The organism is Paenibacillus sp. R-74696 (assembly GCF_055814915.1).
The window spans coordinates 117,874-140,177 of the sequence record NZ_JBPULM010000030.1 but is presented as its reverse complement, the minus strand read 5'-3'; the positions used below and the strand labels follow the sequence as shown (position 1 = coordinate 140,177).

Below are 22,304 nucleotides of genomic sequence, written 5' to 3'. Positions count from 1 at the left end.
TTTAGAAACCATGCGTCTGACGAACAAGCGACATTAGCTGGAAGGAATATAAGCGTTTTCAAAATATATTTCGAAAAAATGAAAACGCTTATTGACATATTGGAAGCGTATACATATAATAAAAGTACAGTATGGTTTCTCTCCACTCCTATCCAAAACTTATGTTCTGTAAATGAACATGGACCGCCTATATGGCGGTCTTTTTTTTTGTTGTATTACGAAAGAAGCTTTAAGGACATTTATAGAGAGATGGTTCTAAATAAAAAAGGCTGACCAGAAGTCATTGCTAATGACTTCTGGTAACAGCCCTGTAGAGTAGACTAGATTATGCTAGTTTTTCAATGACAATAGAGGCACTCACGGTTGGCGTTCCGCCGCCGATAGCGTTTTGCAATACCACATTGCCCATGCTATCAATACGATTTAAAGTCAATACGCCGCCAGCGGTCAATTGAACAACGACTTGACCTTGGTAGGGATTGTTGCCTGCTCCTGAACCGTAGTTGCTGCAAGGCACAAGTGTTGCAAGAACTGGGCCTGCGCCGTCTGGATCGAAGAATAATCCAAATGCAGAGTTTCCAGGGGTTGGGAATACTTCCCAGCTAATGTTGTAAAAGCCGTTTTCGTTAATGATAATATCGCTTGGGGGAGAGAACGTAAGCGCAGTTGCGCTAATAACCGTATTGTTAAAGGTTACTGCCCCTCCTTGCCCGCCTGGTACCGCTGCTGCTGCAACATCTTGTTCTTCCGTGCTGCATAGGAAGGCGAAGGAAGAGATACCGCCAGCTGGCCCTTGAGGTCCTTGTGGTCCTTGAGGTCCTGTTAGCCCTGTTAGTCCAGTAGTTCCTTGCCCGCCTTGAGGCCCTTGAGGTCCTGTTAGTCCAGTAGCTCCAGCAGGTCCTTGAAGTCCAGTAGCTCCAACTGTCCCTTGAGGTCCAATAGCTCCAGCCGGTCCTTGTGGACCCGTCAGCCCTGTTGAGCCAGCCGCCCCTTGCAATCCTTGTGGACCAGGTGTAGGGGTAACATTAACTTTAACTTTAGGGGCAGGACACGATACTTTAACAACTTTTTTCTGTATAATAACATTCTTTTTTCTTTTAGGTTTACAAACCGTAATAACTTTTTTATGACAGCTTTTCATTTTTTTGTTTTTGTTCTTATTAATCGTACAACTCAATGAATACACCTCCTAAGATTTGAGTTATCATACGTAGGAGTTGGAAATTTGGAAGGGTAAAAACCCAAGGTTTACTAGACTAATATCTATCTTTGTGCAAGAAGGGCGAATAACGATAGATGGTAGCCTTTTTTATAATAGTACGGATTGTCAAGGGGTTAATAATGGAGGCCATGCTAACTGTATTAGGCGTAGCGTTATGATCAGTACCTAATGAGTAAAAACATCTCTATCGGGAGTCCTATTAGAGGATCAAATAGAGAGCATTTGATCCCATTTTCTATATTTTAATTTGACTCGGTTTTATAAAAAACAAAGCAATTAAGCAGCAACCACAAGCAATAGCTACAAAAATATAAAACAACCATGCGATATGAAGTAGAAGCATGGAAGCCACTAATGGACCACATGCAACGCCTATGAACCTTGTGCTGCTGTAAAAAGAAGTGATAGTCCCACGCTGTTTTTTATCTATTCCTTCCGTAATTAACGCATCTAAGCTGGGTAGAACAAGGCCGATGCCTAATCCGCTAATAAACATGAGAGATATTAGGAAAAATAAGCTTTTCGTATTGGTTAATCCACTAATAAGCATGGCAGCGGCGATAAATACAAAACCAACCACAGTTAACCATTTCATTTTTATTTTATTTTTTCCAATCCATTTCCCAGATGCAAAAGAAGCGATGCAAATTGCGCTGAGAGGGATGGCCAGCAGTGTGCCTTTCCAAATACCATCTATATGATAACTATCTTCAAGGATGGATGATAAATAATAAAGAAAACCGAACATAATAAACATGGCGCTACCGCCAAGTGTAAATATGACATACAGCCACTTCCCATTTTCGGCGAAAATGCTTTTAAGGGAAATAAGAAAATCTCTAAAATTAAGCTTTGTTGTATTGGGCTGTTTAGGTGATTTGACGAGAAAAATAACGGCCAGAATAGATACGGTTGAAATGACTGGAATGACAGCCAAAGGAAGAAACCAAATAATTAATGCTAATGTAGAACCTAGAATTGGACTTAAAACCTTTCCTAAAGTATTAGAGGTTTCAATGATGCCGAGTCCATTGCTAACTTCTTCCTCACTTTTATACATATCGCCAACTAATGGCATTACGATCGGGAATGCGCCAGCGGCTCCGATACCTTGAATGAGTCTGCCTGCTAAAATGAATGCGTAAACATGATCATGCAGCAGCCATGCAGCTAAACCTGAGATTAAACCACCGACAGCAGCAATACACAGCCCGATGACGATAATTCGTTTTCTTCCGAAACGATCGGAAAGATAACCGGCGAAAGGGATACATAAGATCGATATCGCGGCGTAGACTGTAATAATGAGGCTGGATTGAAGAGAAGAGATATGTAATTTTTTTTGAATAAGGGGAAGGACAGGAATGAGCATTGAATTCGCAAGCGTCATAATTAGCGGAATTGTTGCTAGAGCTGATAAATCCCACTTTTTTTTCTCATTCACATTCATTCCTCCCTTCGTTAAAGTATCATAACCTTGAGCAGTCGTCGTTATACGTTATTTTCGCCCATGTCAGTATTATCTGTAAGGTAGATAGGCAAACGCGATAGTGGCTGAGCAGGATTAGTTGCCTGCTTAACCACTTTTCTTTTGTTCAATAGGGTTAAGGAGGGGAGATTTTCAAAGGCAAGCTCTTTTTTCTAAAAAATTCCTCATTTATCCTTTTGTCGAATTAAGCAGGATTTTGATTATGCGGCGCGAATTTATGTTGTTAGACCAGCGATTCGTAATTTTTATTATACATACCGCAACTTTTTGCTTCCGGCTTGGTACAATTTAATGATAACAGGGCCGGGAAGATGAATTCGCAGGTGGGGAGGTTCGCCTGTCATGACTGATTCCCAATTAATAAGGGAAATTAAAGATGGCAACATTGAGCTTTATTCAGAGCTAATGAGCCGTTATCAGCGCAAAATATTATCTTTTATTTTTCATATGCTCAAAAGCGCGAAGCTTGAGCTGCTTGCAGAGGATTTATGCTCGGAAACGTTTTATAAAGCCTATCGCAGCCTGCACTCGTTTCGCGAGGTGGATGCTTCTTTCTCCACGTGGCTTTACACGATCGCCCGCAACACTGTGCTTAGCGAGCTGCGCAAGCAGAAAGCAGCGAATTTGTCTCTGGATGAATCGGGCATTGTGCCGGTTACGGCCCCCGATGCTGGTCCGGAGCAGCTTGTGCTTCGCAATGAGCGCATGGCGATGGTGCGCGAAGCAATTAATAATTTGCCTGAAAAACAACGGTCCGCACTTATCCTTAGAGAATATGACCAGATGGACTACCAGGAAATTGCCAGCATTTTAGGGCAGACGGTCAGTTCTGTGAAATCCTTGTTATTCAGAGCCAGAGCCAGTGTGAAGGTTCAATTGGAGCCTTATTTTGGCGAAGCTCTCGGAGTGGAAGAATTTGAAGGGATGAAAACGCGATGAAATGCGAAGACGTTCAACACAAACTCCATATGTGCTGGGAGCTGCCGGAGGAAGATCCGCAGCGGCAGGAGATGGAGGCCCATCTGCTTGATTGTGAGCACTGCATGGAGCAGCTCCGTTTGTGGGAAGAGAGCGAGGAGCTGATTCGCTGTATTGCCGAGGATGATTCCATAGAACTGCCGCCAATGGATCATGTGACGCGCGGAGTCATGGATCGCATTTATGCAGAGGAATCTTGGCTCATGCCGGTTACACACAAAAGCTATCAGTTTTCTCCTTCCTTTCGTCGCAATGTAGCCCTTGTTGTGGCTGGCTGCATGGCGATGTTCGTTTGTGCGCTCGTCTTTTTCGTCGTGGGCAACGAAACGAGTACAAGTCCGGATCAGTTGGCCCAATTAACAGGATTTATGGATACAGCTAATGCTTCGGGCAGCGGGCTCGTCATTAGCGCTGAATATGAGGTGCCGGTTGCAAGTATCAGCGATCCTTTTGTTCTTAAGGTTGTTCCGGCTTTTCCACAGTATTGGGTGGCGCTGTCGCTGCTTGGCATGGTCATGACGCTGCTTATGCTAAACTGGTTATCAAGAACGCGCAGCTAGCGCAAAGGGCTCCTTGACAGGGGGCCCTTGTTTGCGTTACCTTGCGGTAATAGAGTGCAACTAAGCTGGGGAGGCTGGCGGGATGATAATAGGTCTGGTGCGTCACGGCAATACGGATTGGAATAAGCTTGGAAAAATTCAAGGGCAAACCGATATTCCCTTGAATGAGCGGGGAGTTGCTCAAGCGATGGCACTCGCAAGCCGTCTAAGCGAAGATCAGAAGCTGTGGGATGCTGTTATTTCCAGTGATTTACTGCGTGCCCGTGAGACAGCCCGAATTGTCGCGGATAAGCTGGACATTCCGCTGCTGGCACCGGATGATCGGCTGCGTGAGCGTTTTTATGGCGATATAGAAGGAACGACGGAGCAGGAGCGGATAACGCGCTGGGGTGAGCATTGGCGCAAGGCTGAAGTTGGACAGGAGTCTGATGAGACTGTGCGCGTGCGTGGGCGTTCTTTTGTAGAGGAATGGCGGCAAAGCAATCCCGAGGGGCGCCTGCTTGTCGTCACGCATGGAAGCTTTCTGGCGCAGCTGCTGGATGAGCTGTGCTCAGGACTTGATAAACAGTTTCTTGATAATATGTCTTATTCCATCCTTCAGTTTAAGGGAAATGATTGGGAGTCCTTGCTCTACAATTGCAGCCGGCATTTGCAACAGCTCGATCAGGTCGGCGTTTAAAATAATAATGAAAGCTGCTTTATTATTCTCAGAAGCAGCTGGGTTGCATCGATAGCAGCGCCATTCCTCTAACCGGAGGGATGGCGTTTTTTTTTGAAAAAAAAGCATAAAAACTATTTTTTCCGGAACTGCGGTTATAAAATCTGAGTTTCTTCCCATAATGGTAATAAAAAAAGGCTGCTCTACAATCATGAGTGCAAGCAAGGCTGTTCATTAAAGCAGCAGTTAAGCGCGAAGGAGGAGAGACTATGAATTTATCGGATATGCTCGGCTGTGCAGATATCGGGCAGCTCAGCCGCATTGCCTCCGTCTACCAATGCGAGTGCAATAGCAACTCCAAAAATGAATTGATTCAGTCGATTCTCGGCGCTGTAAGCCGAAATGATGTTTTCGAGCAACAAATCAGCAGCATGGCGATTGAGGATTTGCGGTTTTTAAACTCGCTGCTGTTCGAGACGAGAGACGCTTTTAGTTTGGAGGAGCTTCTGGCTCGTGCGCAGCAGAGCAGGTTTAATGGTCCTGAGGCAGCGAGCGCGGTTCAAAAGGAAACAAAGGGTGAGCAGCCGGCTGCAGCAGAGAAAGCCTCATCTAATCAGAAACCCGCCAAGCCTGCGCCGAAGCGCCGTTCCAAAAAAACGCCTGTTATGAAGGAAATCAGCCCCCGGGATATAATCGTTAAATTCAAGCATCAGGGCTGGCTGTTCAACGGGTTCACCGGGCAGAACCGTTATTTGTTTCAGGTCCCGGAAGATTTAAAGCAGCGGTTTCGTGAAACATTGAAACGCAAGTTTGCAGCACAGCTTGTGTATGTGGATGAGCCTCATGTGTACCGCGATGAGCAGGAACTGCTGCAGGCCGATATTCGCGGGCTGCTGCATTACATCCATCACAACGAAGTGACGATGGCGGCTGACGGCTCCCTATACAAGCGCTTTAGCTTGCAGCTGCTTGATTTGTTTTCGATCAAGGAGGAGCTGCCGGGCAAGGGAGAGTGGCGATTCGGCTACGGCAAATATTTTCACCATTATCCGAATCGAATGTCGCTGCTTTATGACTATTGCGTGCAAATGAACTATTTTGTAGAGGAGCCTCTGGGCTTAAAGCTCACGCCAGGAGGGCAGGAAAGGCTGCTTACAGCTCCAGCAAATGAATTGCAGCAGTTGTACAAATGCTGGCTTAAGCAGTATAAAGGGCCGATTCCGAACATTTTAGCGCTCGTCCAATGGATTGGCGGACTATCGGATCAGTGGGTAACGGCGCAATCGCTCAGCCAGGTACTGGTTCCGCTCATTAAACCATTCTATTATGATGATGCGGAGCGGATTTTTCAGCACAGATTGCTTGGTATGCTCGTCCATCTTGGTCTAATACGGCTAGGAGAGCATGAGCTGCACGGCATGGTCATCAAAACGACGAAGGCGGGCAAAGCGGTAATGTTGGGCATTAGCCTGGAAGAGCAGAACCGATTGTTCATGTATTGACAATGGCTGCGGCAGTTGATAGAATCACCCCACGCTAATGTAAAGGAATGGATGCATAGCAGCTGGATGCTGAACTTCCATTGCAAATGAGAGGGGAATTTACGAGATGCTGCTGCCTTATTTGGGAGTAAGACCAACGATTCATTCCAGTGTTTATATCGGAGAAGGAGCGAAGCTGATTGGAGATGTGACAATTGGCCAGTACAGCACCGTATGGTTTAACGCTGTGCTTCGCGGAGATTTGGCGCCGATACATATTGGACATAGCTGCAATATACAGGATGGAGTTGTCGGGCATGTGAATACGAACCAACCGCTCATTTTGGAAGATGAAGTTTCCATCGGGCACGCGGCGATTATCCATGGCTGTACGATAGGCAGAGGCACATTAATTGGAATGGGGGCAATCGTACTTAACGGCGCGCAGCTTGGTGAATATGCTTTAGTAGGAGCCGGTTCGATTGTTACGGAGAATAAGAAGATACCACCCTATACGCTTACTCTTGGTTCACCTGCTAAAGTCGTTAGAGAGCTTACGGAGGACGATTTGCTGCGAATGAAACGAACGATGGAAAGCTACGTGAAGAAAGGCGAAGAATATAGGATCTCTTAACGCCGGTGTGGAGGTGTATCCTATGGATAAAATGAAGGTAACGTACGAAGCGATGCTGTCGCTTGCAGCAGAAATGGCCCTGGATGAAGCGGTGCGAAAATTCCGTGCGGAGCGTATATACCGCGAAATTGACCAGTCACTTGCGGCTGGCGATGAGGATACGTTTTATCGCTTAGCTAAAGAATTGAACGAAATGAAGTGAAGGCATAACGTGGAAAGCAAGAATGAAGGGCAAAATAAGCTTCCATCAGAGGCTCCGGCGAGAAAGCTCGCGGGCTGAGGTAGAAGCTTATTTTGCTGTGCATCAAAAAGAATCGGCAGACAGAAGGGGAAAACCCATTGGCAAATGGGGAATAAAACGTTAACATAGACAAAGGTTTGGTATATAAAATGGAAGCTCGTAGGTTTTCGCAAGCTGCGATAAGCCAGCTGTAGCTGCAAGCGGAAGGAGATCTTGGCAATGAAATTTAGCGATGTGCAAGAAGAACAGTGGAAAGAGCTGCGTCCTTATTTGGACACCTGTATGCTGCCTGTCACAGGCATGAGCGGCGAAGAGCAGCCTTATGAGGCGACTGCTGCCCTGGAGCGTCTGCGTGATGTGATGGATCTGATTGAAATTCCTTTTAAAGGACGAGTCGTCACTTATCCAGCGCTTCATTATGTAGGTGCCCGCGCGGCTGTTGATATGATTAATGATGTATGCGCTTCACTTAGAGGCGCAGGCTTCCGATATATAATTGTAGCGACAGCATCCGGCAAGCTGGATTTGGCAGGCGTTCAAGCCGATTTGCTGCTGGGGCCAGATCAAGCGGGCGAACTGCCTCATGCTGCGGACGTGAAGGAGCGCGTTTCGCTGATGTGGAATCCGAAGCAGTCGACCTGATTTTTCGAAAATAATAGGAAAGGATATGAATTTTTCATCCTTTCTCTATATTTCTCTGAAAGCTTTGCCGCTAGAGGACGGAAAAGCCGTTTACGCTTGAAATATAGGAAAGTATATGATTTTGTTATCCATTCTCTACATTTCATCGCGAAACGAAAGCTTTGCCGCTAGAGGATGGAAAAGCCGTTTACGCTTGATTTGCATAATTAAACGATTTTCTGGGGAAAACAAATGCCATGCAAGGTTAAATGTGACAAATTAATTACAAATTAAAAATCAACATTTTATTAGGCAGTCAATCATCAGCCATATTCTTGACGCTCCTAAGCACCTAGGCTATTATAAGTATGTCCTAGTTCGTCATGTGTTTTGCTATGCGCAAAACACAAGAAATGGTTGGCAAAGGGGGTAGAACAGAAGATGAGTAACCACGAACATCAAGAATCGGCACACAAGCCGCTTCAACGCAAAGAGATGTCAAGACGGCAGTTTTTGTCGTATACGCTCGGTGGAACAACCGCTTTTATGATGGGCGGAGCCGTGCTTCCAATGGTGCGTTTTGCGGTAGACCCATTATTAGAGAAAAAAACCGAAGGCACCTTTGTTAAAGTAGTAGAAGAGAGCAAAATTACAACAGATCCGCAAGAGTTTAAGTTCCAAATTCACCAAGTTGATGGATGGTACGTCAGCGATCCTGAGCTGTCTGCTTGGGTGTCAAAAGACGCAAATAACAATGTATTTGCGCTTTCACCAATTTGCAAACATCTGGGTTGTACGATTGCCTGGAATGCGAAGGGTAAAGATGAGTATGACTGCCCGTGTCACGACGCGCGTTATACGAAAGACGGCAAGAACATTACCGTAGCACCAAATCCATTGGATGAATACGAAGTGAAGATTGAGAATGGATTTGTTTACTTGGGTCCAGTTAAGCCAAATTCACGGGTAGGCTAAGGAGGCGAATGATCAGATGTTTAAAAGTGTATACAATTGGATCGATGAACGTCTTGACATTACGCCGTTGTGGAGGGACGTTGCGGACCATGAGGTTCCGGAGCACGTTAACCCTGCGCATCACTTCTCGGCGTTCGTCTATTGCTTTGGCGGCTTGACGTTTTTTATTACCGTCATTCAAATTTTGTCCGGCATGTTCCTGACGATGTATTATGTTCCGGATATTCTGAATGCTTATGCAAGCGTTGACTATTTGAACCATAAGGTCGCATTCGGCGGCATCGTTCGCGGTATGCATCACTTTGGTGCGAGTCTCGTTATTGTTATGATGTTTTTACATACGCTGCGCGTGTTCTTCACCGGCTCTTATAAAGCGCCGCGCGAAATGAACTGGGTAGTAGGTATGCTTATTTTCTTCATTATGTTGGGCCTTGGTTTCACGGGCTACCTTCTTCCATGGGATAACAAAGCTTACTTCGCAACTAAGGTCGGCGTTCAAATCGCGGAATCCGTTCCGTACATCGGACCTTACATCGGGAAGTTCCTGTATGGCGGCGACATCGTAGGTGCGCAAACGCTGACTCGCTTCTTCGCGATTCACGTCTTCTTCCTGCCTGGCGCATTGCTTGCTATGCTAGCGGCTCACTTCCTGATGATTCGGAAACAAGGTATTTCGGGACCACTTTAAGCGAAGGGAGGACTTTATGATGGCACATGGTCACAAATCAGACGAAAAGGTTGTATTCGTCGGAGATTCACGGGTGAAGAAAAACAATCATCCGAATATTCCGCCCGACTATACGTCTTTTCCAGGGAAGTCAGAGGCGTTTATTCCTAACTTCCTGCTGAAAGAGTGGATGGTTGGCTGCGTCGTACTCGTCGGTTTTCTCGTATGGACGATTGCAGAGCCAGCTCCGCTTGGCTATCCGGCAGATCCGACAAACGCAGCGTTTATTCCGATGCCGGACTGGTATTTCTTGTTTTTGTATCAATTTTTGAAATATCCATATGTTTCACAGGATTATATCGTGCTCGGTACGATGGGCATACCTGGCGTTATGTTCGGCGGTTTGCTGCTTGCTCCTTTTCTTGATACAGGCAAAGAGCGCAGATTTTATCGTCGTCCGATTGCTTCCTCGCTGATGATTTTATCATTGATCGCGACGGTGTATTTGACGGTTGTATCTTGGGATCACTACCAGCACCAGCTGGAAATTACCAATACAATTCCTGAGCATCACGTTCGTGAAGAGAAAGCCAGAGAAGCGGCGGCTAAAGGTGAAGAGGCTCCTAGCACGACGAAGAAGCCTGAAACTGCGGCCGTTGCAATTGTAGAAGCGGATGATCCAGCACATAAGCTGATGGAGCAATCCAAATGTCTGACCTGCCATGCAGCAGACATGAAGGGTAACCCACCGCAAATTCCTGCACTTCGCGGTATTGGCGATGTCTTGTCCAAGGAAGAGATTGTCGCTACCGTCACGAACGGTAATGGCAATATGCCTGCCTTCAAAGACAGCCTGAGCGCTGAGCAGATTGATCAAATTGCAACGTGGCTTTCCAAGCAGAAAGCTGCAACTGAATAAAAAAGTAACAGCAAGAACCTGATTGCTTCATTGCAATCAGGTTCTTTTCAAACTTATTAGGCAAGGCAATGTTCGGACGGTACAACAAGGCTGGGAATATAGGGGTTGAAAACAATGGGATTGTCATGGTTATGGAGCCGCATGCTGTGGATGAATCGTACGATCTTGTGGCTGCTGTTTATCGTTAATTTTTTAGGGACCGTTTACGGTTACATATGGTACTGGAATCAATTGGTTTATACTTATGAACGTTTTCCGTCTTGGCTTCTTGTATTTGTGCCGGACAGTCCGACGGCTAGTTTATTTTTTACGCTTACGCTGCTGTACTTGCTGTTCCCGCCGCCTGAATCGGCATCTAGATTCGTTCAGGTGACTAGAATGATTATCGAAGGACTTGCAGTTGTCACGTCGGTGAAATATGGCTTGTGGGCGGTGTCCATGATCGTGGCGACGGGAGCGCAGGGCGGGGAACTGAATTGGCAGCACGGAATGCTCGTTTTTTCCCATCTTGGCATGGCTGTAGAGGTGCTTCTGTATGCTCGTTTTATGAAAGCGGGATTCAAGGCAGTCGTTGTTGCCACAGCTTGGCTGCTGCTTAATGACACCATTGATTATACGTTCGGCGTATTCCCGTGGCTGGCTGATGAGCTGATGGACGATTTGCCGCAAGTTCGCCTGTTTACATATGGCTTATCCATCTTTAGCTTTGTCGTGGGCTGGCTGGCGCTCCGAGCGAGAAAACAAGCATAAAAAAGCATAACGATGGACATCCCCTCATAAGCTTGATTATGGGGGGATGTCCATGAGAACGCGTATTGCAATGCCCATTCTATTAAGTATCGCAATGCTGCTTGGCTCTGTTTCTGCGACTTGGGCTTATGCAGGCGAACAACCGCTTGGCGCTAGGCAAGCGGAGGCTGTCGATGCTGAAATGCTCATGCGTCGTTTCGAGGAAGCGGCTAATTCATTATATAAGGCTTCTTACGCAGACAACCACCAAGCTGGTTATAAATATGTCCAGCAGTTGGAGCGACTGCTGCCGCAGCTGGAGACTGGCATTGAAGGCCGCCCAACTGGGTGGATTAAGCTGCAGCAAAGCATACAGGCTGTCTCGGATGAGCTTCTGAGCAAAAGGCAGCCCGCCGGGTGGCTGGCTGCCTCTGCCCGCATTCATCTAACTGCGGATGCGATGCTTAGGCCAGCCAGTGGGTTATGGATGCAATATGAGCGGGTTATGCTCGAGGATGTAAGCCGTGTGAGAAAAGCATGGAAGCGCCCATATGAAGAGCGGGCGGCTGCTGCGAGGGCGGCGATAGACAACTTAAGCGCGCATTTGGCGCTTGTTGAAGGTCCTGCCTTTATGCTGCGTCCGGAAGGACGGACAGCAGAGCTGCATGAGCGGATACGCTATACGAATGTGCTGTTATCCGCTGGACCTCAAGACCAAGCGCAAGCGAGTCGAGTCGACGAGGCGCTGACGCAGCTTGGAGCAGCCGTAAGCAGATTGTTTACGGACAAGCCGCAATCTGTTGTTGAAGAGCCTGCACTTGCGCCACCTGCATCGGCTAATCCGGTAAGCTGGACGCTGCTGCTCGGTGCTATTATTATGGCTGTGCTTGCCTATAAAAGCTGGCGTAAATACAAGCAGCAGCCTTACGGCATAAAGCCGCTCCCTTGATGGGAGCGGCTTTATGCTTTTATTCCTCGTTGAATCCTTCGCCCAGCACATCGTGGACATCATTAATGATGACGAATGCACGAGGATCTACGCTGCGAACGATTGCTTTGAGGCGGCGCAGCTCCTGCCGCTGAACGACGCAATATACAATTTCCTTTTGCTGACCGGAAAAAGCGCCTTTTGCAGGCATCAGCGTCACGCCGCGTTCCATCTCAATTGTAATGCGCTGCGCCATCGGAGTCCCTTTGTCTGTAATAATCGAGAAGGATTTGGCGGCATAAGCGCCATCCTGAATAAAATCAATGAGCTTGGCGGCAACAAATACCGTTACGAGCGTATACAGCACTTTTTCGATAGGAATAAAAAAGAGCGAGCCTCCGATAATGACAATATCGAGAATGAGAATAATCTGCCCCATGCTCAGCGTTTTGCGACGTGATACGATTCGGGCTATAATATCCACGCCTCCAGTCGTTCCGCCAAAACGAAAGACGATGCCAAGCCCTGCGCCGAGCGTAACCCCCGCATACAAAGCAGCAAGTATGTAATCGGTTGAAGTGTGGAACGTTACGATCCAGCCTTTGGCAATAAGCTGCTCCATTACGGCTAGGAAGAAGGAAAGCGAAACGATGCCAGCGAGCGTATAAAGCATTTCGGTACGGCCAAGCGTCCTCCAGCCAAGCAGAAACAGCGGAATGTTGAGGACAAGCGTCGTAATGGACAGCGGCCATCCGGCTGCATAATTGAGCAGAACCGCAATACCGGTTACACCGCCCTCCATAAGCATATTCGGTATCAGAAAATAGTGCAGCCCAAAAGCATATATGGCTGTGCCTAGCAGAATAGGCAGAATAATTTGTAATTGCTTGGTTACTTTACGAAACATCATTAGAATTCCCCTTTTTTAAAATATAAGCATATAAGTATAAAAAAGCCATTATTTCACTTATTCGCTTCCCTGTCCACTGCTTGCGATTAATCTTCTAGAGGCGACAGCTCAAAAACGCCGATGATGATCGGATGGCGGTTTCCATTCTGTAGTATAGCGCAATTTTCATCGTTCAAAAACATTGTTTTCATCGTCTCTTTGCGTTAACATATGAATTATTGACAACAATTAGTTTTAGGCTTGTTTTCCAACTGCTTTAGATGTGGGAAACGGTAGTCTTGAAAGAAGGGAATTTCACCTATGGCTCAAAAATCGTTGGCAGATATCCAGCAAGAAGTGGATGATTATATTTCTCAATTTAAAGAAGGCTATTTCAGTCCACTGGCACTGATGGCAAGAATGAGCGAGGAAGTCGGCGAGCTTGCGCGTGAAGTGAACCATTCCTACGGCGAGAAACGCAAAAAGGCGGATGAAGCCGACAACTCCATTGAAATGGAGCTTGGCGATATTTTATTTCTTTTATCCTGCTTTGCCAATTCGCTCGATATTGATTTAACGGAAGCACACAATAAAGTCATGGACAAATTCAATACACGGGATAAAAACCGCTGGACTTTAAAAAACGCTGAACAGTAATACCGCCTCTCACATATGCTGTACCATCAACCTGTGTACAAGGAGGATGGGCGGTAATGAACGGGGAAGCTTGTATCAAAAAGGCGTATGCTTTCATTTTGACCAGCGATTTTGAACAGGCTATTATCTGGTTTGAGCAAGCGATTGCCGCGGAGCCTGACAATGCCAGTTATTATCATAAGTGCGCTATTTCATGCGCGCGCAGCGGGAAATGGTCGAAAGCTTATGAGCATGCCCGCAAGGCGCTTGAGCTGGCGGAGGATGAACCGGAATATATTTATCATTTTCAGACGATAGAAGCAAGGCTGCAGCTTTCGAATGCGCAGCTGCTGCTGACACAAGAACCGCCGGCATTGGAAGAGGCGCTGCTGATGCTAAAGCAGGCAGTAGAGCTTGATCCGCTGTGCTTTGACGCTTTTTATTGGATCGCAATGACGTATGCTGAGCTTGGGCAGCTGGATGAAGCTGCTGTGCATGCGCGCGAAGCGATTCGGCTTGACCCGGGGCATTCAGCCGCCAGAAGGCTATTTGCTGATGTGAGCCGCCGGCGGCGCTTGATGCGCTACCGGATTAACGGACAACATAGACGAAGGAACAGGTGATGGATAAGTGGATACAATTAAAGTAGCAGTTATCGGAGCAGGCGGTCTTATGGGCCGTGAAGTGGTAAAAATGGTGCTGGAGGATGAGGCGCTGGAGCTCGTATCCGCCGTCGCGCCTTCAGCAGGCGCTGTAGATGCAGGAAGCTTTGCGAATAAGCCCAATACTGGGGTCATCGCTTGCAAAACGATTGAAGAGGCGCTTAGCAGCGCAAAGGCCGATGTTATGGTAGATTTTACGGCTCCGCATGCTGCCTATGAACATACAAAAACAGCCATTGAATTTGGCGTTCGCCCTATAATGGGAACGACGGGTTTTACACCTGAGCAAATAGAAGAGCTTAACCAGCGTTGTATCGAGAAGCAGCTTGGCGGGCTCATCGCGCCTAACTTTTCGATTGGCGCTATTCTGATGATGAAATTTGCTGCACAGGCATCAAAATATTTGCCGCATGTTGAAATTATCGAATATCATGGCGACCACAAGCTCGATGCTCCTTCGGGCACATCGATCAAGACGGCAGAGCTCATTGCTGAGGCTCGCCAAGAGCTGCGCCAAGGCAATCCTAACGAGAAGGAAACGATCGAAGGAGCAAGAGGCGGTTACTACAATGGCTTCCGTATACATAGTGTGAGACTTCCGGGCGTATTTGCGCAGCAGGAAGTTGTATTTGGCGGTTATGGCCAATCGCTCAAAATTCGCCATGACTCCTATGACCGTGCGGGCTATATGCCAGGCGTTAATGTAGCGATCAAGAAAGTGATGGGCTACAGCGGATTAATATATGGGTTCGAGCATTTGATGGATTAGTAGAAGGATTGAACTAGACAGCGGAAGAGGGGCCTCACCTATGAAAATTGCATTCATCGCGCATGACCGAAAGAAAGAAGAGATCGTCAACTTTGTTATTGCCTACGAGAGGGTTTTTGTAGGCCATGAGCTCTATTCAACAGGTACGACCGGTTCGAGAATTATGGAGCAGACGGATTTGAGCATCCACCGCTTCATGTCGGGACCGCTTGGCGGCGACCAGCAAATCGGCGCCCTTGTTGCCCAAAATGAAATGGATCTGATTATCTTCCTGCGTGACCCGCTTATGGCGCAGCCGCATGAGCCAGATATTATTGCGCTGCTTCGCCTTTGCGATGTGCAGGGCATTCCGGTTGCGACAAACGTAGCGACAGCCGAATTGCTAGTCAAGGCGCTGGAACGCGGGGATTTTGCCTGGAGAGAGCTTGTTCATAAGTACAAGCCTGAATTGCCGCTATGAGTGAGTCGTTAGATATTCTCGTATTTGGCGCACATGCAGATGATGCTGAAATTGGAATGGGCGGCACCATTGCCAAACATACGATGGCAGGCATGCTGGTTGGTATTTGTGATTTAACCGAAGCAGAAATGTCTTCGAATGGCACCGTAGAGCAGCGAAGGCGAGAAGCCGATGACGCTGCTGCGGTGCTTGGTCTTTATTCACGGACCAATTTGCAGCTGCCGGATCGCGGGCTTGAGCTTACCCGCAGCAACATCGACAGCATTGTGGCGGAAATCCGCCGCAGTCGCCCACGCATCGTGTTTGCGCCGTATTGGGTTGATCGGCATCCCGATCATATTGCATGCAGCAAGCTGGTCGAGGAAGCTGTATTTAATGCCAAGCTGCGAAAATATATGCCGGAGCTTCCCCCTGTTCAGGTGCAGCAGCTGATTTATTATTACATAAATGACATGGAGCAGGTTTCGCTTGTTGTAGATGTCAGTGAGCAATACGAAACGAAGCGCCAATCGCTGCTTGCTTATCGCTCGCAGTTTCAAGCGGTTTCTGGGGCGGAAGACCGCGTTTCGACGCCGCTCACCGACCGCTATGTGGAACGGGTGGAAGCGAGAGATATGCTGCTCGGTCAAGCGCGCTCTTGGAAATATGCGGAAGGCTTTGCTTTGAAACGGCCGCATGAGGTGAAATTATTTTAGAAGGCCAGGCAACAGATTCGGCAAGATATACAAACCATTAGGAATAGAATTGATTATAAAAGCTAGAGACGGCAGGAGTGAGCAGGACATGGCACGTAAGTTGAAAATTGGGATAACCTGTTATCCTACGCTTGGCGGCTCTGGTGTCGTTGCGACTGAGCTCGGCAAGCTGCTTGCAGAGCGAGGACATGAAATTCATTTTATAACGCACAGCATTCCGTTCCGGCTAGGCCATTTTAATAAAAATATTTTTTTCCATGAAGTTGAAGTCAATGATTATTATGTGTTTCGTTTTCCGCCCTATGACTTATCACTGGCAAGCAAGATGGCACAGGTTGCCAAGATGGAGAAGCTGGATTTGCTGCATGTGCATTATGCGGTTCCTCACGCCGTCTGTGCCCATCTCGCGAAGCAGATGATTGGCGAGGAGCTCAAGACGGTTACAACGCTGCATGGAACGGACATTACGGTGCTCGCGCAGGATGAGTCGCTTAAGGACTTAATTAGGCTTGCCATTAATAAAAGCGATGCCGTAACGGCGGTTTCCCAGGATTTGATTCAGGAGACGAGAAAGCTGCTTGATATTACGAAGCCGATTGATCTCACCTATAATTTTGTTGATAAGCGCATTTATTATCCTCGGGATGTCGCCTCGCTGCGACTGGATTATGCCAGCCCGAATGAAAAAATATTAATGCATATTTCCAATTTCCGCCCGGTTAAGCGGGTATCAGATGTCATTGAAATTTTCCAGCAGGTTGCTAAAACGGTACCTTCGAAGCTGCTGTTAGTCGGAGAAGGACCGGAGCTATCGAAAATCCAGTGTAAAATCCGTGAAATGGGACTGGAGGATCGCGTCGTGTTTCTGGGCAAGCAGGAGGATGTGGCGCAAGTGATATCGCTTGCCGATGTGCTGCTGCTCCCGTCGGAGAAAGAGAGCTTCGGTCTGGTAGCGCTGGAGGCCATGGCTTGTGGCGTACCGACCATTGGCTCCACAGCAGGTGGTATCCCTGAGCTTGTGACGCATGGCGAAACGGGCTTCCTTAGCCCGATCGGCGATGTGGACAGCATGGCGGCCAATGCCATTCGTTTGTTGACTGACGAAGAGCTGCATGCGAAATTTAAAGAAGCTTGTATATACCGTGCCTGCCATAATTTCTGTAATGATCGCATTACGGCTGAATATGAAGAAATATATTATCGCGTGCTTGGCTTGGAAGCTGAGCTTCCTGCGTCTGCGGTCGTTTGCGATTAAGAGGATAGAGGGTGAGAAAATGGAGCGCGGCACCTCGATTCCAAATGCGATGCGAGAGGCGCTGCCCATTCTCGCGACCTTGAACGAGCACGGCTATGAAGCCGTGTTCGTTGGAGGCTGCGTGAGGGATACCGTTATGGGCCTCGCGCTTAAGGATGTAGATATTGCGACGTCGGCGACACCGGAGCAGGTAGTTGCCTTATTTGCGTATTGTATTCCAACCGGCCTGCAGCATGGGACGGTGACGGTGATGCAGGATGGCACCGGTTATGAGGTGACGACGTATCGCAAGGAATCGGTATATGAGAAGCATCGCAGGCCGGAGAGCGTGGCTTTTATTTCGGAGCTGAAGGAAGATTTGCTTCGGCGGGATTTAACGATTAATGCGATGGCGATGCGCGTAAACGGCGATTATTTCGATCCGTATGGCGGCATGGGCGACATTGAGCTCAAGCAGGTGCGCTGTGTAGGCGACGCGGAGGCAAGGTTTCAGGAGGATGCTCTACGCATGCTGCGCGCTCTGCGCTTCGCTTCGCAGCTTCGCTTTCGGATCGTGTATCGCACTTGGCGGGCGCTTCTTAAGCATCGCGAGCTGCTGCGCTACGTAGCGATGGAGCGTGTTCAGGCCGAGCTCGATAAAATGATTGGCGGCCCCGCTCCTCATTATGCAGCAGCGCTGCTCGCAGGCAGCGGGCTGCTTGCTTACACGCTTGAGCCTTTGCCGGCAGCTCGCGCCTTGTTAGCTGAAGCTGCGAGGATGGAGCTTGTTCAGCTCGATTATTTGACCACGCTCAGAGGCACGGACATTCGTTATGCCGCATTGATGACGCGGCCAGGCGTAACACAAGCGGAGGCCAAGGCGACGCTGCAGGCACTGCGCATGTCAGGAAGCCGCAGCAGCGTCATTATGGCGATTGTATCGCTTCATCATGAGCTGCTCGTAAACCGAAGCCTGACCGAAGAGAAGCTTCGTACAAGCTGGATCGAAGCGGTGCTGCGCTATGGGCGAGAGGCAGCCGCAAGCTGGCTGCATATTGCGGAAGCCAATGGGCAAGAGCACCCTTTTTCAACTGATGTACCGCGCATGAAGCACTGGCTGTCGCATATGGAAATTTCCTCGCTCAAGGAGCTGGCGATAAACGGTAATCAGCTTGCAGCCTACTGTGATCGCAAACCGGGGGTCTGGATGGGTGAGACGCTGAAACGGCTGCTGCTCTTAGTTGCGCTTGGCGAGCTCTCTAATTCGCAGGAACAGCTGCAGAATCAAGTTGACAGATGGAAGGAAGAGACGGATGAGCCATGAAAACTTGCTGCGATTGTTTGCGGATCGTGAAGGCGAATATGTATCAGGCGAGCATATTAGCCGCGAGCTGAAAGTAAGCCGCACGGCAGTGTGGAAGCAAATACGCAAGCTGGAGTCCCAAGGATATGAATTTGAAGCTTCACGCAGACTCGGTTATCGTCTGCTTTCCATGCCGGACAAGCTCAATATGGCAGCCTTGCTAACCAGCCTTAAAACCAGAAGATTTGGCCAAAAGCTGCAGGTGCTGGAATCGGTTGAATCGACCCAAAATATTGCGCAAGTGCTAGCAGAAGGCGGTGCGGAGGAAGGTACGCTCGTTGTTGCTGAGCAGCAGCTGAGCGGGCGGGGCCGCATGGGCCGGGGCTGGATATCCCCTCTCGGTAAAGGCATATGGATGAGCATGGTCATGCGCCCGACGGTGCCGATTTATTTTGCCCCGCAGCTGACGCTGCTTACGGCAGTAGCGCTTTGCCGCAGCCTTAAGCGGCTGACGAAGCTTGACATTGGCATCAAATGGCCAAACGATCTGCTCATCAATGGCAAAAAAATCAGCGGCATTTTGCTGGAATCCGCCGCAGAGGATGAACGGCTGCGCTATGTCATCGCTGGTATCGGCATCAGCGTTAATTTGCAGCAGGCCGATTATCCCGAGGAGCTTTTGGAGAAAGCGACCTCCCTGCGTTTGGCAAGCGGCGAGAAGCAGGTGCGCGAAGCGATAATCGCCGATTTTTTGCTGGAGTGGGAGCAGCTTTATGAGCTGTATCAAAGCGAGGGCTTTGCCCCGATTGTGACCCTATGGGAGTCGCTATCGATTTCGCTTCATAAGCCAGCAACACTCATAACCCCACAAGGCGTCGTTGAAGGCACGCCGAGGGGGCTTGATGCTAGCGGAGCGCTTATCGTAGAAAAGCTGGATGGCAGCCAGGCGCTTATTTTTTCGGCAGAAATGGGCGAGCCTCGGGGCAAGTAATATTTACGAATCGACATATTTTTGCTAGTATGGGGTTAACGGGCGGTATCTGAAAAGAGCTGCACTGTGCTAAACCTCATGCCAGCATTGGTATGAATTTGCAAGAAGGATTTGATTGCAGTAAAGGTAGTCTGCTCTGAGCCGAAAGGACCGAGACAGAAGGAAGCAGTAAAGTGATATACGTTTCCTTTTTCGAAATATAAGCATTTATAAGTTTCACACCTATAAATAGGCTTATATTTCTCGGGCTGAAACGCGCCGTGCCGCCAAAGGACGGCAACAGCCGTTTCACCTTGTTTTGGGACCTTTTTAGCGACGGCTAAAAGGTTTTTTTGTGTTTATCCTAAAACAGAATTGAAGAAGGGATGAGGCCAAGATGAGGAAACGTTTAACGATAACGAACTTGCAGCAAATGAAAGAGGAAAACAACAAGCTCACCGTCATGACCGCTTACGATTATCCGTCGGCTATGCTTTCGGAGGAGGCTGGCGTCGATATTATTCTTGTAGGGGATTCGCTTGGCAATGTGGTGCTCGGTTACGATACGACGCTTCCGGTCACTTTAGACGATATGATTTATCATACGAAAGCGGTAGCACGCGGGGCACGCCATACGTTCATTGTGACGGATATGCCCTTTATGACGTACGGCATCGGGCGTGAAGCTACGCTGCGCAATGCAGCCAGAATGATGCAGGAGGGCGGCGGCCAGTCGCTTAAGCTTGAAGGCGGGGAAGAAATTGCGGGTGAAGTGGCAGCGCTGGTTAAAGCGGGCATTCCGGTGATGGGCCATATCGGCCTTAAACCGCAATCGATTCATACGCATGGCGGCTTCAAGGTACAAGGAAAGCAGGAGGCGGAAGCTGAGCAAATACTTCGAGATGCCAAGGCGCTTGAACAGGCTGGCGCTTACGCCATCGTACTGGAGCTTGTAACGGAGACAATTGCGGACCGTATCAGCCGCGAGCTGTCGATTCCAACGATTGGCATCGGAGCTGGCCGCGGATGTGATGGACAGGTGCTTGTGTATCACGATATTTTGCAATATTCATCACCCGTCATTAAGAAAAAAATGGTGAAAGTGTACGCAGACATCGGTTCAACGATTCGCGATGCCATCGGAGCTTTCGTAAGTGAAGTCAAATCCGGTGAGTTTCCAGCGGAGGAGCATGTGTTCGGTAAAAGGTCTGAGGACGCTGTAGACAGCCTCTATGGCGGTTCTGCGACCCGCGAGCATGTTAATGGTATCAAAGGTGCGGGCGAAAGCGAGCAGGCTGGAGAGGGGACTGAGCAGCGTGATTTTGTGCCGAACCATAGATGAGCTAAAAGAGCAGCAAAAGAAGATGTGGAGCGGCGGCAGTAAGCCAAGTATCGGTTTTGTGCCAACGATGGGGTATTTGCATGAAGGACATGCCAGTTTAATGCGGCAGGCAGCAGCGGAAAATGATATCACCGTCCTTTCGATTTTCGTCAACCCGCTGCAATTTGGGCCAAGCGAGGATTTTGAATCGTATCCGCGCAATGAGCAGCGCGATCTATCCATTGCTGCTGAAAATGGCGTTGATCTAGTGTTTATGCCATCCGTCAGCGAAATGTACCCGCGCAAGGTGCTGACGAAGGTGCTCGTCAGCGATGTGACAGACCGCTTATGCGGCGCATCGCGCCCAGGCCATTTTGACGGCGTTGGGACGGTCGTCAGCAAGCTGTTTCATTTGGTGCAGCCAAACCGGGCATACTTTGGCATGAAGGATGCTCAGCAGGTCGCGGTCATTGCGCAAATGACCGATGACTTGAATTTTCCGGTAACGATCGTGCCCTGCCCGATTGTCAGGGAGCCGGATGGCCTGGCGCTCAGCTCGCGCAATGTGTATTTGAATGCGGAGCAGCGGGCGCAGGCTGTCGCCCTTTCTTCGGCGCTTACAAAAGCGCGGGAATGGATAAAGGATGCCTCGCTAACGCCAGCAGCGCTCGAGAACAAAGTGCGTGCTGCGATCAGTGAAGCACCGCTTGCAAATATCGATTATGTCGAAGTGCTGGAATATCCAGCGCTTGCTACTCCTGCTGCTGAGATACCGTTTCACCGGGGCCAGCAGCGTTATATTTTGGCTTTAGCCGTAAAATTTGGGTCGACCCGCTTAATTGATAATGAGCTGTTTGAACCTTTGGAGGTGAATGGCAATGTTTAGAACGATGATGAAATCAAAGCTGCACCGCGCGACGGTAACGGAGGCCAACCTCAATTACGTCGGCAGCATTACCATTGATGAGGATTTAATGGATGCGGCGGATCTTTGGGCCAATGAAAAAGTGCAGATCGTCAACAATAATAATGGTGCACGCCTTGAAACGTACGTTATAAAAGGGGAACGAGGCTCTGGCGTTATTTGCCTGAATGGCGCAGCCGCCCGCCTCGTGCAGCCAGGAGATACGGTCATTATCATTTCTTATGCATCGATGACGGAGGAAGAGGCTAGAAATTACAAGCAGCGAGTCGTTATTTTGGATGAGGCGAACCGACCGGTTTCGCAATTGACAGAAGAAATACATGCGACGATTTTGTAAG

At 48.5% G+C, this 22,304-nt stretch carries 26 protein-coding genes; 23 read left to right on the top strand and 3 right to left on the bottom strand.

The features are described 5' to 3' along the window. Nucleotides 1-325: 325 nt before the first annotated feature. Both ACSR9A_RS12370 and ACSR9A_RS12365 read right to left on the bottom strand, forming a co-directional pair. A complete protein-coding gene (locus ACSR9A_RS12370) occupies nucleotides 326-1,177 on the bottom strand; it encodes a collagen-like triple helix repeat-containing protein (protein ID WP_473757506.1) in 852 nt (283 codons plus the stop codon). Between the two features lie 280 nt (nucleotides 1,178-1,457). Beyond that, nucleotides 1,458-2,672 carry an MFS transporter gene (locus ACSR9A_RS12365; RefSeq protein WP_473757505.1) on the bottom strand — a complete coding sequence of 405 codons (1,215 nt, stop codon included), beginning with the start codon at nucleotides 2,670-2,672 and terminating at the stop codon, nucleotides 1,458-1,460. A gap of 381 nt (nucleotides 2,673-3,053) precedes the next feature. On the opposite strand from ACSR9A_RS12365, the gene ACSR9A_RS12360 reads away from it, so the two are divergent. From ACSR9A_RS12360 to ACSR9A_RS12305, 12 genes are all read left to right on the top strand, one after another. After that, the gene (locus ACSR9A_RS12360) at nucleotides 3,054-3,650 is read left to right on the top strand and encodes an RNA polymerase sigma factor (protein ID WP_056028760.1); all 597 of its coding nucleotides are present in this window, start codon (nucleotides 3,054-3,056) and stop codon (nucleotides 3,648-3,650) included. Further along, nucleotides 3,647-4,249 (top strand): anti-sigma factor, encoded by a 603-nt coding sequence (locus tag ACSR9A_RS12355; RefSeq protein ID WP_341278147.1) that lies wholly within the window; start codon nucleotides 3,647-3,649, stop codon nucleotides 4,247-4,249. The genes ACSR9A_RS12360 and ACSR9A_RS12355 overlap by 4 nt, the downstream gene beginning before the upstream one ends. 82 nt (nucleotides 4,250-4,331) lie before the next feature. Then, complete coding sequence (locus ACSR9A_RS12350) at nucleotides 4,332-4,928, top strand: histidine phosphatase family protein (protein WP_473757504.1); 597 nt, start codon at nucleotides 4,332-4,334, stop codon at nucleotides 4,926-4,928. 248 nt (nucleotides 4,929-5,176) lie between these two features. Next, nucleotides 5,177-6,409: a hypothetical protein gene (locus tag ACSR9A_RS12345; RefSeq protein ID WP_473757503.1), complete on the top strand. Its 1,233-nt coding sequence runs from the start codon at nucleotides 5,177-5,179 to the stop codon at nucleotides 6,407-6,409. 106 nt (nucleotides 6,410-6,515) lie between these two features. After that, nucleotides 6,516-7,022, top strand: coding sequence for a gamma carbonic anhydrase family protein (locus ACSR9A_RS12340; protein ID WP_473757502.1), 507 nt, complete (start codon nucleotides 6,516-6,518; stop codon nucleotides 7,020-7,022). Nucleotides 7,023-7,044: 22 nt separating this feature from the next. Further along, nucleotides 7,045-7,224, top strand: coding sequence for an IDEAL domain-containing protein (locus ACSR9A_RS12335; protein WP_056028751.1), 180 nt, complete (start codon nucleotides 7,045-7,047; stop codon nucleotides 7,222-7,224). Nucleotides 7,225-7,482: 258 nt separating this feature from the next. Next, entirely contained in the window at nucleotides 7,483-7,905 is a 423-nt protein-coding gene (locus ACSR9A_RS12330; RefSeq protein ID WP_473757501.1) for a DUF2487 family protein, read from the top strand. Between the two features lie 420 nt (nucleotides 7,906-8,325). Then, the gene (locus tag ACSR9A_RS12325) at nucleotides 8,326-8,859 is read left to right on the top strand and encodes a Rieske (2Fe-2S) protein (protein WP_473757500.1); all 534 of its coding nucleotides are present in this window, start codon (nucleotides 8,326-8,328) and stop codon (nucleotides 8,857-8,859) included. 16 nt (nucleotides 8,860-8,875) lie between these two features. After that, on the top strand, nucleotides 8,876-9,547 hold the full coding sequence (qcrB, locus tag ACSR9A_RS12320; protein WP_338551698.1) for a menaquinol-cytochrome c reductase cytochrome b subunit: 672 nt from the start codon (nucleotides 8,876-8,878) through the stop codon (nucleotides 9,545-9,547). Nucleotides 9,548-9,566: 19 nt separating this feature from the next. Further along, nucleotides 9,567-10,445, top strand: coding sequence for a c-type cytochrome (locus tag ACSR9A_RS12315; protein WP_341283012.1), 879 nt, complete (start codon nucleotides 9,567-9,569; stop codon nucleotides 10,443-10,445). 114 nt (nucleotides 10,446-10,559) lie between these two features. Then, nucleotides 10,560-11,195 (top strand): DUF1405 domain-containing protein, encoded by a 636-nt coding sequence (locus ACSR9A_RS12310; protein WP_473757499.1) that lies wholly within the window; start codon nucleotides 10,560-10,562, stop codon nucleotides 11,193-11,195. A gap of 52 nt (nucleotides 11,196-11,247) precedes the next feature. Beyond that, nucleotides 11,248-12,123 carry a sporulation protein YpjB gene (locus ACSR9A_RS12305; RefSeq protein ID WP_473757498.1) on the top strand — a complete coding sequence of 292 codons (876 nt, stop codon included), beginning with the start codon at nucleotides 11,248-11,250 and terminating at the stop codon, nucleotides 12,121-12,123. Nucleotides 12,124-12,142: 19 nt separating this feature from the next. On the opposite strand, the gene ACSR9A_RS12300 is transcribed toward ACSR9A_RS12305, so the two are convergent. Next, nucleotides 12,143-13,012: a YitT family protein gene (locus ACSR9A_RS12300; RefSeq protein ID WP_473757497.1), complete on the bottom strand. Its 870-nt coding sequence runs from the start codon at nucleotides 13,010-13,012 to the stop codon at nucleotides 12,143-12,145. Nucleotides 13,013-13,312: 300 nt separating this feature from the next. On the opposite strand from ACSR9A_RS12300, the gene ACSR9A_RS12295 reads away from it, so the two are divergent. The 11 genes from ACSR9A_RS12295 (at nucleotide 13,313) to panD (ending at nucleotide 22,303) form a co-directional block, all read left to right on the top strand. Further along, nucleotides 13,313-13,648, top strand: a complete 336-nt coding sequence (locus ACSR9A_RS12295; RefSeq protein WP_341278137.1) for a nucleotide pyrophosphohydrolase — start codon at nucleotides 13,313-13,315, stop codon at nucleotides 13,646-13,648. Nucleotides 13,649-13,704: 56 nt separating this feature from the next. Further along, the gene (locus tag ACSR9A_RS12290; RefSeq protein WP_473757496.1) at nucleotides 13,705-14,250 is read left to right on the top strand and encodes a tetratricopeptide repeat protein; all 546 of its coding nucleotides are present in this window, start codon (nucleotides 13,705-13,707) and stop codon (nucleotides 14,248-14,250) included. A gap of 49 nt (nucleotides 14,251-14,299) precedes the next feature. After that, nucleotides 14,300-15,058, top strand: coding sequence for a 4-hydroxy-tetrahydrodipicolinate reductase (gene dapB / locus ACSR9A_RS12285; RefSeq protein ID WP_473757996.1), 759 nt, complete (start codon nucleotides 14,300-14,302; stop codon nucleotides 15,056-15,058). 40 nt (nucleotides 15,059-15,098) lie between these two features. Next, entirely contained in the window at nucleotides 15,099-15,518 is a 420-nt protein-coding gene (gene mgsA / locus ACSR9A_RS12280; RefSeq protein ID WP_473757495.1) for a methylglyoxal synthase, read from the top strand. Then, nucleotides 15,515-16,213 (top strand): bacillithiol biosynthesis deacetylase BshB1, encoded by a 699-nt coding sequence (bshB1, locus tag ACSR9A_RS12275; protein WP_473757494.1) that lies wholly within the window; start codon nucleotides 15,515-15,517, stop codon nucleotides 16,211-16,213. Before mgsA ends, bshB1 begins: the two co-directional genes overlap by 4 nt. Nucleotides 16,214-16,301: 88 nt before the next feature. Continuing rightward, a complete protein-coding gene (gene bshA / locus ACSR9A_RS12270; RefSeq protein ID WP_473757493.1) occupies nucleotides 16,302-17,468 on the top strand; it encodes an N-acetyl-alpha-D-glucosaminyl L-malate synthase BshA in 1,167 nt (388 codons plus the stop codon). 19 nt (nucleotides 17,469-17,487) lie between these two features. Then, nucleotides 17,488-18,771, top strand: coding sequence for a CCA tRNA nucleotidyltransferase (locus ACSR9A_RS12265; protein ID WP_473757492.1), 1,284 nt, complete (start codon nucleotides 17,488-17,490; stop codon nucleotides 18,769-18,771). Further along, entirely contained in the window at nucleotides 18,761-19,741 is a 981-nt protein-coding gene (locus ACSR9A_RS12260; protein ID WP_473757491.1) for a biotin--[acetyl-CoA-carboxylase] ligase, read from the top strand. The genes ACSR9A_RS12265 and ACSR9A_RS12260 overlap by 11 nt, the downstream gene beginning before the upstream one ends. A gap of 376 nt (nucleotides 19,742-20,117) precedes the next feature. Further along, complete coding sequence (gene panB, locus ACSR9A_RS12255; protein WP_473757490.1) at nucleotides 20,118-21,062, top strand: 3-methyl-2-oxobutanoate hydroxymethyltransferase; 945 nt, start codon at nucleotides 20,118-20,120, stop codon at nucleotides 21,060-21,062. Beyond that, nucleotides 21,037-21,927, top strand: a complete 891-nt coding sequence (gene panC / locus ACSR9A_RS12250) for a pantoate--beta-alanine ligase (RefSeq protein WP_473757995.1) — start codon at nucleotides 21,037-21,039, stop codon at nucleotides 21,925-21,927. The genes panB and panC overlap by 26 nt, the downstream gene beginning before the upstream one ends. Next, the gene (gene panD, locus ACSR9A_RS12245; RefSeq protein ID WP_473757489.1) at nucleotides 21,920-22,303 is read left to right on the top strand and encodes an aspartate 1-decarboxylase; all 384 of its coding nucleotides are present in this window, start codon (nucleotides 21,920-21,922) and stop codon (nucleotides 22,301-22,303) included. Before panC ends, panD begins: the two co-directional genes overlap by 8 nt. The last annotated feature ends 1 nt before the right edge of the window (nucleotide 22,304 follow it).

Excerpts from the sequence above, each read along its gene's own strand:
- ACSR9A_RS12365 (WP_473757505.1), bottom strand. The coding sequence starts at position 2,672 with ATGAATGTGAATGAGAAAAAAAAGTGGGATTTATCAGCTCTAGCAACA.
- ACSR9A_RS12360 (WP_056028760.1), top strand. The coding sequence starts at position 3,054 with ATGACTGATTCCCAATTAATAAGGGAAATTAAAGATGGCAACATTGAG.
- ACSR9A_RS12355 (WP_341278147.1), top strand. The coding sequence starts at position 3,647 with ATGAAATGCGAAGACGTTCAACACAAACTCCATATGTGCTGGGAGCTG.
- ACSR9A_RS12350 (WP_473757504.1), top strand. The coding sequence starts at position 4,332 with ATGATAATAGGTCTGGTGCGTCACGGCAATACGGATTGGAATAAGCTT.
- ACSR9A_RS12345 (WP_473757503.1), top strand. The coding sequence starts at position 5,177 with ATGAATTTATCGGATATGCTCGGCTGTGCAGATATCGGGCAGCTCAGC.
- ACSR9A_RS12340 (WP_473757502.1), top strand. The coding sequence starts at position 6,516 with ATGCTGCTGCCTTATTTGGGAGTAAGACCAACGATTCATTCCAGTGTT.
- ACSR9A_RS12335 (WP_056028751.1), top strand. The coding sequence starts at position 7,045 with ATGGATAAAATGAAGGTAACGTACGAAGCGATGCTGTCGCTTGCAGCA.
- ACSR9A_RS12330 (WP_473757501.1), top strand. The coding sequence starts at position 7,483 with ATGAAATTTAGCGATGTGCAAGAAGAACAGTGGAAAGAGCTGCGTCCT.
- ACSR9A_RS12325 (WP_473757500.1), top strand. The coding sequence starts at position 8,326 with ATGAGTAACCACGAACATCAAGAATCGGCACACAAGCCGCTTCAACGC.
- qcrB (WP_338551698.1), top strand. The coding sequence starts at position 8,876 with ATGTTTAAAAGTGTATACAATTGGATCGATGAACGTCTTGACATTACG.
- ACSR9A_RS12315 (WP_341283012.1), top strand. The coding sequence starts at position 9,567 with ATGGCACATGGTCACAAATCAGACGAAAAGGTTGTATTCGTCGGAGAT.
- ACSR9A_RS12310 (WP_473757499.1), top strand. The coding sequence starts at position 10,560 with ATGGGATTGTCATGGTTATGGAGCCGCATGCTGTGGATGAATCGTACG.
- ACSR9A_RS12305 (WP_473757498.1), top strand. The coding sequence starts at position 11,248 with ATGAGAACGCGTATTGCAATGCCCATTCTATTAAGTATCGCAATGCTG.
- ACSR9A_RS12300 (WP_473757497.1), bottom strand. The coding sequence starts at position 13,012 with ATGATGTTTCGTAAAGTAACCAAGCAATTACAAATTATTCTGCCTATT.
- ACSR9A_RS12295 (WP_341278137.1), top strand. The coding sequence starts at position 13,313 with ATGGCTCAAAAATCGTTGGCAGATATCCAGCAAGAAGTGGATGATTAT.
- ACSR9A_RS12290 (WP_473757496.1), top strand. The coding sequence starts at position 13,705 with ATGAACGGGGAAGCTTGTATCAAAAAGGCGTATGCTTTCATTTTGACC.
- dapB (WP_473757996.1), top strand. The coding sequence starts at position 14,300 with ATGGGCCGTGAAGTGGTAAAAATGGTGCTGGAGGATGAGGCGCTGGAG.
- mgsA (WP_473757495.1), top strand. The coding sequence starts at position 15,099 with ATGAAAATTGCATTCATCGCGCATGACCGAAAGAAAGAAGAGATCGTC.
- bshB1 (WP_473757494.1), top strand. The coding sequence starts at position 15,515 with ATGAGTGAGTCGTTAGATATTCTCGTATTTGGCGCACATGCAGATGAT.
- bshA (WP_473757493.1), top strand. The coding sequence starts at position 16,302 with ATGGCACGTAAGTTGAAAATTGGGATAACCTGTTATCCTACGCTTGGC.
- ACSR9A_RS12265 (WP_473757492.1), top strand. The coding sequence starts at position 17,488 with ATGGAGCGCGGCACCTCGATTCCAAATGCGATGCGAGAGGCGCTGCCC.
- ACSR9A_RS12260 (WP_473757491.1), top strand. The coding sequence starts at position 18,761 with ATGAGCCATGAAAACTTGCTGCGATTGTTTGCGGATCGTGAAGGCGAA.
- panB (WP_473757490.1), top strand. The coding sequence starts at position 20,118 with ATGAGGAAACGTTTAACGATAACGAACTTGCAGCAAATGAAAGAGGAA.
- panD (WP_473757489.1), top strand. The coding sequence starts at position 21,920 with ATGTTTAGAACGATGATGAAATCAAAGCTGCACCGCGCGACGGTAACG.